Origin of the sequence: Campylobacter concisus (assembly GCF_902460545.1) — a bacterium.
Classification (GTDB): domain Bacteria; phylum Campylobacterota; class Campylobacteria; order Campylobacterales; family Campylobacteraceae; genus Campylobacter_A; species Campylobacter_A concisus_AE.
The window spans coordinates 252830-263925 of sequence record NZ_CABPUE010000001.1; the positions used below are offsets into that span (position 1 = coordinate 252830).

Annotated in this window: 13 protein-coding genes; 3 read left to right on the forward strand and 10 right to left on the reverse strand. The window is 36.3% G+C overall.

Annotated elements, in window-relative coordinates; translation table 11 throughout:
• Positions 1-5: 5 nt before the first annotated feature.
• The 8 genes from prmC to FZ949_RS01270 form a co-directional block, all read right to left on the reverse strand.
• Positions 6-818: a peptide chain release factor N(5)-glutamine methyltransferase gene (prmC, locus tag FZ949_RS01235; RefSeq protein ID WP_103580551.1), complete on the reverse strand. Its 813-nt coding sequence runs from the start codon at positions 816-818 to the stop codon at positions 6-8.
• The gene (locus FZ949_RS01240) at positions 808-2010 is read right to left on the reverse strand and encodes a M48 family metallopeptidase (RefSeq protein WP_103580552.1); all 1203 of its coding nucleotides are present in this window, start codon (positions 2008-2010) and stop codon (positions 808-810) included. Before FZ949_RS01240 ends, prmC begins: the two co-directional genes overlap by 11 nt.
• Positions 2011-2021: 11 nt before the next feature.
• On the reverse strand, positions 2022-3395 hold the full coding sequence (locus FZ949_RS01245; protein ID WP_084108281.1) for a sodium-dependent transporter: 1374 nt from the start codon (positions 3393-3395) through the stop codon (positions 2022-2024).
• A gap of 176 nt (positions 3396-3571) precedes the next feature.
• Positions 3572-4015: a hypothetical protein gene (locus FZ949_RS01250; protein ID WP_107953367.1), complete on the reverse strand. Its 444-nt coding sequence runs from the start codon at positions 4013-4015 to the stop codon at positions 3572-3574.
• Between the two features lie 106 nt (positions 4016-4121).
• The gene (locus tag FZ949_RS01255; protein ID WP_107953365.1) at positions 4122-4922 is read right to left on the reverse strand and encodes a 3'-5' exonuclease; all 801 of its coding nucleotides are present in this window, start codon (positions 4920-4922) and stop codon (positions 4122-4124) included.
• On the reverse strand, positions 4919-5566 hold the full coding sequence (rpe, locus tag FZ949_RS01260; RefSeq protein WP_107953363.1) for a ribulose-phosphate 3-epimerase: 648 nt from the start codon (positions 5564-5566) through the stop codon (positions 4919-4921). Before rpe ends, FZ949_RS01255 begins: the two co-directional genes overlap by 4 nt.
• Before the next feature lie 9 nt (positions 5567-5575).
• Positions 5576-6898: a hypothetical protein gene (locus FZ949_RS01265; protein ID WP_187424697.1), complete on the reverse strand. Its 1323-nt coding sequence runs from the start codon at positions 6896-6898 to the stop codon at positions 5576-5578.
• Between the two features lie 47 nt (positions 6899-6945).
• Positions 6946-7692: a hypothetical protein gene (locus tag FZ949_RS01270; RefSeq protein WP_107953360.1), complete on the reverse strand. Its 747-nt coding sequence runs from the start codon at positions 7690-7692 to the stop codon at positions 6946-6948.
• Positions 7693-7865: 173 nt separating this feature from the next.
• On the opposite strand from FZ949_RS01270, the gene rpmB reads away from it, so the two are divergent.
• The 3 genes from rpmB (at position 7866) to FZ949_RS01285 (ending at position 9527) form a co-directional block, all read left to right on the forward strand.
• Positions 7866-8057, forward strand: a complete 192-nt coding sequence (rpmB, locus tag FZ949_RS01275) for a 50S ribosomal protein L28 (protein ID WP_021090707.1) — start codon at positions 7866-7868, stop codon at positions 8055-8057.
• A 23-nt stretch (positions 8058-8080) separates the two neighbouring features.
• Complete coding sequence (locus FZ949_RS01280; RefSeq protein ID WP_021090478.1) at positions 8081-9211, forward strand: potassium channel family protein; 1131 nt, start codon at positions 8081-8083, stop codon at positions 9209-9211.
• A 115-nt stretch (positions 9212-9326) separates the two neighbouring features.
• A complete protein-coding gene (locus tag FZ949_RS01285; RefSeq protein ID WP_103580558.1) occupies positions 9327-9527 on the forward strand; it encodes an HP1242/YdcH family protein in 201 nt (66 codons plus the stop codon).
• Positions 9528-9552: 25 nt separating this feature from the next.
• On the opposite strand, the gene epsC is transcribed toward FZ949_RS01285, so the two are convergent.
• A complete protein-coding gene (epsC, locus tag FZ949_RS01290; RefSeq protein WP_103580559.1) occupies positions 9553-10104 on the reverse strand; it encodes a serine O-acetyltransferase EpsC in 552 nt (183 codons plus the stop codon).
• Between the two features lie 4 nt (positions 10105-10108).
• Entirely contained in the window at positions 10109-11014 is a 906-nt protein-coding gene (gene cysK, locus FZ949_RS01295) for a cysteine synthase A (protein ID WP_103580560.1), read from the reverse strand.
• Between the last annotated feature and the right edge of the window lie 82 nt (positions 11015-11096).

Here is an 11096-nt window from a genome sequence, read left to right on the forward strand (position 1 = left end):
CTCCTTTATATTTTTAACTTCGCACAAAAGCCTCTATCAAAGCCAGCTAAATCTTTGTAAAAACTATACTCAAAACCATTGGCCTCTAAGAATTTTTGCATACTTTCTTTTTGATCGTACCCCATCTCACAAGCAACGTTTTTGATATTACGATCTTTGGCTATGAGAATAATGTCTTTTAAGATTTCATCTCCTACTTCGCCTCCAAAGAGTGCACTTTCTGGCTCGTTTAGTACAAATTTACTGAGTTTATAGCTTCTTGCAATATATGGCGGATTTGAAACCAAAATATCAATATCTTCTAAAATTTCATCCACATAAGAGCAGTTTAAAAATTTGATCCTCCCACCTACATCAAATTTATCTGCATTTTTTTTAGCAAGTATCAAAGCTTTTTCATTGATGTCTGTTGCTACGATATTTGCCTTTGTTTTTAGAGCTAGCACGATACTAATAATTCCACTTCCTGTGCCTATTTCTGCGATCTTTGGTTCATTATATTCGCGTGAAATTTCTATTACTTTATCCACTAAAATTTCTGTTTCAGGTCTTGGGATCAGCACTCCGCTTTCCACGTAAAAATCAAGCCCATAAAAGCTAGCTTTACCAGTTATATATTCAAGAGGCTCATAGTTTTCATACCTTTTAACTAGAACAAAATAGCCGCTCTCATCAAATTCTTTTTTTTGATTTAAAAATATCCATTCAATGCTTACATCAAGATAGTTCATAAGCAAAATTTTAGCCACTCTGCTTGGATTTTGGCAAAGTGAGTTTAGTCTTAAACTAGCCTCTTTAAGAGCCTCTTCAATTTTCATTTTCTAGCTCGTTTATACGCTCAAAGAGGCTTGGGTGCGAATGATAGACGAACGCATAGAGCTGATGAGCCTTCGGGAAGGCCTTGTTTTCGCTGCCTAGCTTTTTTAGCGCGCTTATCATGTCGGCTTTGTTTGAGACCTCGCCAGCGAATCTATCGGCGCCAAATTCGTTCGCGCGGCTAAAATACGAGCTCACCGGCGAAAATAAAAACCCGAAAATCGGCGAAAAAAGCAGCAAAAACACGATCACTCCGCCGCCTCCGCTATGAAGCCCAAGCGCTTGATACGCCGCGTCAGGGATGTTGCCAAATATAAAAAACATCGCAAAAAGCATAACCGCGCTTAGAGCGATCATTTTTAGGATATCTTTGTGCTTAAAGTGTCCCAGCTCATGCCCTAAAACGGCGATTATCTCTTCTAAACTTAGTTTTTTAACGAGCGTGTCGAAAAGCACCACGCGTTTAGTCGCGCCAAGGCCGCCGAAATAGGCGTTTAAGCGGTTGTCGCGCTTGCTAGCGTCTATCGTAAAAACGCCGCTACTTTTAAACCCGCACTGCGCTAAAAGCCCTTCTATACGGCTTTTTAGCTCGCCATCTTCTAGCGGCTGCATTTTGTTAAAAATTGGCGCGATGAGCGTCGGGTAGATGAGATTTATAACAAGCGCGATGGCAAAGCTAAGCAAAAACGCCCAAAACCACCAAAAATCGCCCAAAAATCTAATGCAAAGCAGCACCAGCCACACAAACAGCGTGCCGAAAACCAGCGTTAGCGCGAGCGTTTTAAGCAGGTCAAGCGCGAAAATTTTAGGCGTTACGTTTGAAAAGCCGAGCTTTTTGTCTTTGACGAAGGTTTCGTAGATATTTAGCGGTAGTTCTAACAACGACGAAACGAGCAAAAATACCATGACCATAAAGACGTTGTCGCCTATATCTCCCGTTTTATAGGCATGCCCCGATATCGCGCCAAGCCCCCAGCACGCCCACATCATAAATATCGCGGCGTGATAAAGCAGACTAATTAGCTCGAATTTTTGATTGCTTATCGCTGCTGCGGCGGCGGTTTCGTATTCGCTCTGCGATAAAACGACGGCCGGCTTTTTAGCCTCTGCGCGGATAAAATTTATCTGTAAAACCGCCAAAATCGCCTTTGCGGCAACGTAAAAAAAGTAAATACCGAGTAAAAAATAAAACATATTTCTACGTCCTATTTTAAAAAATTATCGTAAAACGAGCTGATAAAAAGCACCAAAATGATAAACGGTACGACGAATTTGATATACCAAAACCAGACATTTATTAGTTTTGCATGTTTTTCACTACCTTGTAAAATTTCTTTTTTTGCATCATCTTTTAGCACCCAACCTACGAATATTGCACAACCAAATGAGGTAAATACAAAAAATATCGTTGCGCTTATTGCATCATATGCATCAAAAATATTCTTACCAAAAATACTTACATGACTTAGTATATTTGTGGCCATCAGTGAAGGTAAATTTCCTAAAATAAATATGCCTCCAAGGACTAAAAATATTGCTTTCTTGCGTTTTATCTTAAATTTTTCTTGAAGTGTCGTGATTATTACTTCATATATTGGTAGCGATGTCGTAAGTGCAGCGATCATTAATAGTGTAAAAAACGCAACCGCGAAAAAACCACCAAATGGCATATGAGAAAAAACAATTGGTAGCGATTTAAACACCAAACTTGGGCCACTATCTGGCGATACGCCGTAGCTAAAAAGAGAAGGGAAAATCATAAATCCTGCAAGCACGGCGATTACTGTATTTAAAATGCCTGTAATGATAGAAATTTTAACCAAACCCTCATCCTTTTTCACAAAGCTAGAAAGAGTGATCATCACACCAAATCCAAGCGAGAGCGCAAAAAATACCTGCCCCAAAACATCAACGAAAAGCTTTAAGTTTATCTTTGAAAAGTTGGGTGTTAAGTAAAATTTTACACCTTCTATTGCACCATCAAGAGTGATATTTTTAGCGATCATAATAAGCATTAAAATAAAAAGTAGCGGCATTAAAAATTTCGCTGATCGCTCGATACCGCCGACCGCACCTTGCACCAAAATAGCGTAATTAACTAGCACAAAAACAAGTGTCGCAAAGCTGATAGAAAGTGGATTGCTTACGATATTTTGCTCATAAAACGCACTTGTCTCCTCAAAACTAACCACATGTGAGAGATCAAGCAAACCAAATGAAATTTGGGCGATATAGTTTAGCACCCAGCCGCCAATAACCATATAGTAAGCCATAATACCAAATGCACCAACAAGCCCCATCCAGCCAACGATCTGCCACTTTTTGCTGATCTTTTTGCCATTTATCGATCCACCAAAAGCATCCACAGCGTTGCATTTTAGGCGTCTGCCGATCGCATTTTCAGCCAAAATCATCGGTATACCGATCACGATCATCGCGATACAAAACACTAGTACATAGGCGCCGCCGCCGTTTTGCCCGACCAAATACGGAAAACGCCATGTCGCACCAAAGCCGACCGTAGCTCCTGCAACAGCTAAAATGTATGTGAGCCTTGAACTCCAAGATTTTCTATCCATCTTTTTGCCTTTGTGAAAAATAGGGATTATATAAAAAAATTGATTAAATTTTGCTAGCAACAAGCGGTGTTAGGATGCAAGCCCGGTTCTTTGTTAATTTTAAGAATTTTTACGAATAATTTTTCTTTCACGTTTTGTTTTTATTGACAATTTTAGACAACTGCTTAAAAATAAATTTATTGGTGCAAAACACCAAATTCCACATATCCCTCCATCGCAATGAATAATATCCAGCCCTCCTTGGGACTACAAAAATAGTGATGTTCTGGGATATTTTCAACTATAAATTTTAAAAAATCGCAAAAATACTCGGGTGCAAATTTAACCTCTATATTTGTTAAGTTGTCGCCGATGTAGTTTATCTCGCCGCTTAAAATTTTACTTTTGATCCTTGGATTTAAGCTGAAGAATTTTTTAATGTCGACAAAATTTTTATATTCAGCCGTTTTGTAACCTTTTAAATTTTGCAAAACTGGCTTTGAGCCGATAAAGGTCAAATTTTGTTCTATAAACTCCGCTCCATCATTACTCACGCACCAATTTTCACCAAAATTTGATAAAAAAGCGAGTATCTCATCGTCAACTGAGATGAAATTTGAAACTAAATTTTTCTGACTCATTTGCCTCCTTTTTTGTAAAATTTAGCAAACTGCCCACAATCCTTTAAAAACAAAGATCGCATAAAAATTAATGATTAAATTTAGGATTATGGATAATTTTTTATCGCTAATTCACACACAAAACTGGCTCAGGTTTTAACTTCACGCTTGGAGCTGTTTTGCTAAAGCTTATGAGATCCTCTGTCGTTTGGATACTAAAAGGTAGCCGCGTGAGGCAGACTTTGAAAATTTCAGCCGCAGCTATTGCATCATTTAGGGCTCTGTGGTGGGTATTGTTTATGCCAAGAAGCTCTTTTAGCGAGCCAAGACCGTATTTTTGCGAAGCGATAGTGCGACGACTAAGATCGATGGTACAAAGCTTCCTATTTAGCAATATGCCAAGACCGATCTCATTTAGGCTATGAGAGATAAATCCGTAGTCAAAATTTACGTTGTGCGCGATAAAGACGCTAGTTCCAAGAAAAATTTTAAACCGCTCAAGTACATTTAGCAAATTTGGCGCACCGACTAAATCGCTAGCCTTTATGCCAGTTAGCTCGGTGATATTTTCAGGCACCATAGGAGCTGCTATAAAGCTTTCAAAACGCCCCATCTCAACGCCATTTTTCATTTTTATTGCGCCTATTTCGATGATCTGTCCACTCGTCGTACCGCCAGTCGTTTCGATATCAACCACGCAAAATTCCTGCTCGCTAATGTCTCGAAATCTCGTGCCAAGCTCGATCTCATTCTCTTCATTTCTAGTGATGTCAAGCCCAAGAGTTCGCCACATATCAAGGTCGCGCACGTCAATAATAGATGAAATTTCCTCGATATCGCCAAATCTTAAAATAAACTCATGATAGCTTAAATTTTGCCTAGCTAAAATTTCTATGCTATTTTCTAAACGCTGTTTTTTTGGTTTCAAAACTCAAGCTTTATGGCACGGATGGCTTGTTCGTAGGAATTTGATGAGAAGATGTAGTTACCAGCCACCAAGATATCAGCTCCGGCCTCCTCAAGATCAGGCGCATTTAGTCCGTTTACGCCGCCATCTACTTCGATCAGACACTTAGCGTTTTTTCGTTCTATCAGCTCTCGTAGCGCCCTTGTTTTTTTAAGCACGACTGGCATAAATTTCTGACCGCCAAAGCCAGGATTTACGCTCATCAAAAGCACCATATCGACTTCATCAATAATATGCTCGATCACACTAACTGGCGTATGCGGATTTAACACGATGCCAGGGCCAACGCCGTTTTTCCTGATGTGATCAATGAGCCTCATTGGGTGCTTCTCTTCTTCAATGTGAAAGGTTAGAAATTTTGGCTTTAGTGGCAAGAAAAGGTCGGCAAAAAACGAGTTATTTTCAACCATTAAATGTATATCAAGCGGCTTTGTGGCTGCTTTTGCAACAGCATTTACCACAACTGGTCCGATGGTTAAATTTGGCACAAAATGCCCATCCATAACATCAACATGCACCAGATCGCACCCAGCCTCGCAAATGGCTCTTATCTCAGCTGCCAAATTTCCAAAATCAGCCGATAAAATACTAGGCGCAACGTACATTTTTTCTCCTTATTTAGTTACAAATATAAAGCCAATTTCGTCATCTTTTGCATCTAGCCTATTCATGATGCCTACACTATTGTGATCAAAAAAAACATCATCGGATAAAATTTTAGGCAAGCTAACTTTTACTTTTATGCCTTTTTGCCAAAGATGAGTCAAAAATTTATCCGTAATGATACTAAAAATTTGAGAATATCCACTTAAATAATCATTTGAATCATTGCCTTCAGGCATAAAAATAGAGCAAATTTTGTCTAATTTATCTTTTTTTACTCCAAATAGCACTCTTGCGTAAATATCACCATAATACTGAACACAAATACGCAAGTAATCGCACTCATCCTCTATGTCAAGCGCACTAACTTTGGTATCAACACACAAAATTTCTTCTTCTGCTAATTGTGAGATAATTTTGCTCACAATTTGTGTCACATAAGATGAAATTTGAGCAACGCTCTTGTTGATATCTACTGGCTCTGCATCAAAGTCTCTTTTTTTAAGATAAAAAATAGTGTCGTCTTTGTAAAAGTCATTTAAATTTTTATAGATAAATATATTTGCATCTTTAAGGTATGTTACTAATTCGATAGATAAATTTGATTCGTTTATGCCACAAAGCGAAATAAATGCACCTGATCTTTTGCTAATGCTAGCAAGTTTGATTAGAAATTTTGCACCCCTTATATTTAAAGCGCCAGAAATATTTACCCATAAAATAAAAAATTTATATCCGATTTTTAGCATAATGTCATGAGCTGACATATCAAAATCTTCAATAAAATCTGAGTCCATAAAACTTTTTATGGCATAAACAACGACACCATCTTTTATAAAAGTATCTATCTGATTTTGTCTTAATCTCACATGATTTAGCTGCGACACTGCATAACTATATAAATTCTTTTTTTTATTAAACTCGGTTGCATCTCTAGCCTCAACCACATCAAATGAGCGATTTTTGAGATAATTGGCCAAATAGTGCTTATACTGCTCAGTTGAGTTATAAATGAAAACTTTGTCATTTGCGTTGTTTAGAAATTTATTTAAAAACAAGCTTGCGATATTTTCACTTTCAAACATCGAAATATTTAAAATATTTTTAACTGTTTTCATCATCAATTCATAAAAAATTTCATTGTAATCACAAATCGCAAATACTACGCCAAGCTTTTGCGCTTCTTCGCTTAAATTTTCAATTATTCTACCAAGCCAAATAGGACTAAAAAATGTAACATTTTTTAGTGAAAGCAGTATAGCGCTGATGTCTCGCGATGAAATTTGGTTTATATATTTTTCACTTAATTTTAATGGAACATTCTCTGCTTCCAAAAAACCAAAAGGCCTTATAATTGCCATAGAACCATTAAAAGTTAATTTCATTTTTGTAGAGCTTTTTTAATAAATATAATGGTTTGCATCTCTGGATAAACATTGATATCTAAAATTTTATCAACTCCAAAATCATAAAATTCAGGCCTACTGGACTCATAAGAGAGCAAAATCTCAAAAAAGCAAAGCATCTCTTTATCAATCTTGCTTAATGATTGCTTATTCATATTCATTGCTTTTAAAAAAATATCTAAAATATTAAAGCCATATTTTTTTTGCAAAATTTTATTATAGCTTACGTCAGAATACGAAATAACGTCTGACATGCAAGATGGATATTTTGAAAATAAATTCTCGCACACTATAATACAGGCCATAGAATACGGAGCAAGTGATAAATAGCTGTATCGTTTTTCTTTAAAAGAATTTAATACCTTTAGCCAATCTGATAAAATTTTGGCATTAAGCTCGATCAAATCGACGATTTTAAAATTAAATACCTTATAAATTTTTGGGGATTTTAAAAATATAAAATAAGAAAGCACTATCGCTCTAAAAGTATCAACGCCAAGCATATTTGCTATTACTACCAAATCATTACCATCATAAGGAATATCAAATTTTGCACGCTTAAAAATGGAGCTAAAATAAGTTTTAAAAGATGCTATATTTTGTAAAGTAATAACTGCTTCAGTTACATTACCAGCTAACAAAAAGTGCTCGACCTTTTCAAAAAGAGTTGGCATCTGTAAAACAAAATCAACATTTTTTTCGATCAACTCTTTACTAAGCATTTTTTATCACTCAAGATTTCTAAATATTTTTGCTATTTATAATTATAGGCAAAGGCGTTATTTTATCTAGATTATAAATAAAAATCAATTCTTTTAAAAAAGAATCTATTTAAGCATTACTTTTGTTTGTTTTAGATAAAATCAGCAGAAATTTTTGTTTATAAGGAAAAAAAATGTCAAAAAGATGTGCGATAACAGGCAAAGGACCGATGATAGGCAACAATGTGAGCCACGCTAACAATAAAACTAAAAGAAGATTCTTGCCAAATCTTAGAACGATTCGTGTTACACTAGAAGATGGTACTACAAGAAAGATAAAAGTTGCTGCTTCTACTCTAAGAACGATGAAAAAACAATCAAACTAAGAAAATAAAATGAAGAGGAATTTATGTCTTTTCTCTCAAGACTTTTAAAATTCCTCAACTGGTCAAACTCTACAAAACCAGAAATAAGCCTAGATACTGAGCTTTACGAACAATTAAAACCTTTTAGATTTCCACTAATTTCAGTCGTATTACTGTTACTTTTTGGAACATTAGGTTATGTCTTAATAGATAATTTCTCGCTAATAGATGCCTTTTACCAAGCTGGCATGACTTTTACAACAGTTGGTTTTACCGAAGTTGCTCCAATAACTCCAAAGGGCAGAATTTTTACTATCACATTTATACTTATTGGTTTTATTATATTTACACTATCGATTGGTATTGTGGTTGAGGTTTTAAAAAGAGGTACATTAATTAGCATTTTAAAGGAACGACGCATGCTTTATAGGATCGCAAGACTAAAAAATCACTTCGTTATTTGTTATCACAATCTATACACAATCGAACTTAGTGCTCAATTTCGCGAAAATCATATACCTTTTGTAGTGGTCGATGATAGAGAAGATATTGCGGAGCTAGCTCAAATTTATAAATATCCATATTTCATAAAAGCTCAGCCACATACACAAATTGCCTTTTTGAAAACACATTTATCAAGCGCAAAAGGACTTATAACTCTTAGCTCAAATATTGCTGATAATATTGCCCTTATAGCATCTGTAAGACTTTATGAAAAAGAGATAGGTCGCAGAAAGCCTTATCATATCATCACAAATGCAGAGACAGAAGACGATACGCAAAGATTAAAAAAATTAGGTGCTGACAATGTAGTAAGCCCATCTCGATTAGTCGCGCAGCGGTTAAGTGCTATGAGCGTAAGGCCAGACATGGAAAATTTATTAGAGCAGTTTTTGTATACAAAAAATTCACCTATCGATATAGAAGAAATTCTTGTTCCTGATTACTCTTGGATAAGATTTAAAAGGTTAAAAGAAACTCATCTACGAAATATTACAAATGCAGACATAGTAGGCATTAGAGATATAAATAATAATTTTGTACCAATGCCAAATGGCGATACATTAGTGGGGACAGGATCAAAGCTTTTAGTTATCGGTACCGTTGATGGAATACGTCTAACCAAGCGTGTTGTAAAAAGCAAACACAAACCTGAAGAATTCAAATACGTATAAAATAAATTTTTCTACTTGCTCTTTTTAAAAATTTAAGCAATGGCTTGGCACCTTTTTTATATCCAAGCATTTACAAAGTCTTGATAAAATTTCTCAAATTTTTATAGGAGCCGATATGTTACATGAATATACAGACCTTATAAATGAGCTAAAGAAAACCGATGCTCGTTTTGCTACTCTTTGCAAAAAACATGATGAGCTAAATAAAAAAATAGATGAGAATCTAGCAAAACCATCAGAGCTTGATGATTTAAAGAAAGAAAAATTAAAACTAAAAGATGAAATTTATGCTCAAATTTTAAAGCATAAAAAGTAAGAATAAATTTATATAATCTTTAAGATTAGATAATAAATTCTGGCTCAAATTTTGTCCCATTTACTCGAACTATTCTCGCTGGTATACCAACGACTGTCGCGTTTGCTGGGACATTTTTTAACACGACCGAGTTTGCGCCGATCTTAGCATTTTCGCCGATCGTTATGGCACCTAGTATCTTTGATCCAGCTGCGATAGTCACACCATTTTTTACAGTTGGGTGCCTTTTGCCACACTCTTTTCCAGTACCTCCAAGCGTTACTTGATGATACATCATTACATCATCGCCTATCTCAGCTGTCTCACCAATAACCACACCCATGCCATGATCTATGAAAAATCTCCTACCAATCTTTGCGCCAGGATGGATCTCGATGCCCGTTAAAAATCTTGCAATTTGTGAGATGAGTCTAGCTAGAAAAAAACGCTCTTTTTTATATAAAAAATGAGAAATTTTATGAAACAAAACCGCATGAATACCAGGAGTGTTTATAAGTATTGCCAAAAAGCAACACTTATGTACCGATGGGTCTTTTTCACGAATGGTTTGAACTAGCTCCTTTAGACTATCCCACATATTTTTATGCTCCGTAAAGCTCTGTGCTTAAGTATCTTTCGCCATTATCTGGAGCTATGAAAAGTACTTTTTTGCCAGCGCCAAGTCTTTTAGCTACTCTTTTTGCAGCCACGTAAGCAGCACCACCACTTATACCTATCATGAGTCCATCACTTTTTGCAATTGCTCTAACTGCGTTTAGTGCGTCATCGTTACTTACTTTTTCCACTTCGCTAACTAGGCTCATATTCATAGTATTTGGTAAAAATCCGGCTCCAATGCCTTGAATTTTATGCGGCCCTGGGTTGCCACCACTTAAAACCGGCGATGCTTCAGGCTCAACTGCGATGATCTTAGTATCATAGCCTTTTTCTTTTAAAATTTTTGCTACGCCACTTATTGTACCACCTGTGCCAACGCCAGCTACAAATGCATCAAGCTTACTAAAATCAGCCACAATTTCAGCAGCTGTTGTTAGTTCGTGAGCTTGTGGGTTATACTTGTTTTCAAACTGGCTTAGCATTACGTGATTTGGCTGAGCTGCTAGCTCTGTAGCTCTTGCGATCGCTGCTTTCATACCACCAGACGCTGGAGTAAGCTCAAGCTGTGCGCCATAAGCAGCAACGATCTTGCGTCTTTCGATACTCATGCTCTCTGGCATGCAAAGTATCACTTTAAAGCCAAGTGCAGCACCGCACATCGCTACACCAATGCCAGTATTTCCGCTCGTTGGCTCAACGATCGTATCGCCATGTTTTAGCGTACCGTCAGCTAGCATCTTAGTTATCATATTAAATGCAATCCTATCTTTTACAGAGCCACCTGGGTTAAAAAACTCTAGTTTTACGTAAATTTCGGCTTCATCAGCACCTGTTTTTATCTTTACAATAGGTGTATTACCAATCGTTTTAACGATGTTATCGTAAATCATCACTCCTCCTAAATTAAATAAGATAAATTTTGTGTAAATTTAGCACAGAATTTTAAAATAGATTATAAAAAGCCCCAATCTT

Excerpts from the sequence above, each read along its gene's own strand:
- rpmB (WP_021090707.1), top strand. The coding sequence starts at position 7,866 with ATGTCAAAAAGATGTGCGATAACAGGCAAAGGACCGATGATAGGCAAC.
- FZ949_RS01270 (WP_107953360.1), bottom strand. The coding sequence starts at position 7,692 with ATGCTTAGTAAAGAGTTGATCGAAAAAAATGTTGATTTTGTTTTACAG.
- FZ949_RS01250 (WP_107953367.1), bottom strand. The coding sequence starts at position 4,015 with ATGAGTCAGAAAAATTTAGTTTCAAATTTCATCTCAGTTGACGATGAG.
- prmC (WP_103580551.1), bottom strand. The coding sequence starts at position 818 with ATGAAAATTGAAGAGGCTCTTAAAGAGGCTAGTTTAAGACTAAACTCA.
- epsC (WP_103580559.1), bottom strand. The coding sequence starts at position 10,104 with ATGTGGGATAGTCTAAAGGAGCTAGTTCAAACCATTCGTGAAAAAGAC.
- FZ949_RS01285 (WP_103580558.1), top strand. The coding sequence starts at position 9,327 with ATGTTACATGAATATACAGACCTTATAAATGAGCTAAAGAAAACCGAT.
- FZ949_RS01280 (WP_021090478.1), top strand. The coding sequence starts at position 8,081 with ATGTCTTTTCTCTCAAGACTTTTAAAATTCCTCAACTGGTCAAACTCT.
- FZ949_RS01240 (WP_103580552.1), bottom strand. The coding sequence starts at position 2,010 with ATGTTTTATTTTTTACTCGGTATTTACTTTTTTTACGTTGCCGCAAAG.
- FZ949_RS01245 (WP_084108281.1), bottom strand. The coding sequence starts at position 3,395 with ATGGATAGAAAATCTTGGAGTTCAAGGCTCACATACATTTTAGCTGTT.
- rpe (WP_107953363.1), bottom strand. The coding sequence starts at position 5,566 with ATGTACGTTGCGCCTAGTATTTTATCGGCTGATTTTGGAAATTTGGCA.
- cysK (WP_103580560.1), bottom strand. The coding sequence starts at position 11,014 with ATGATTTACGATAACATCGTTAAAACGATTGGTAATACACCTATTGTA.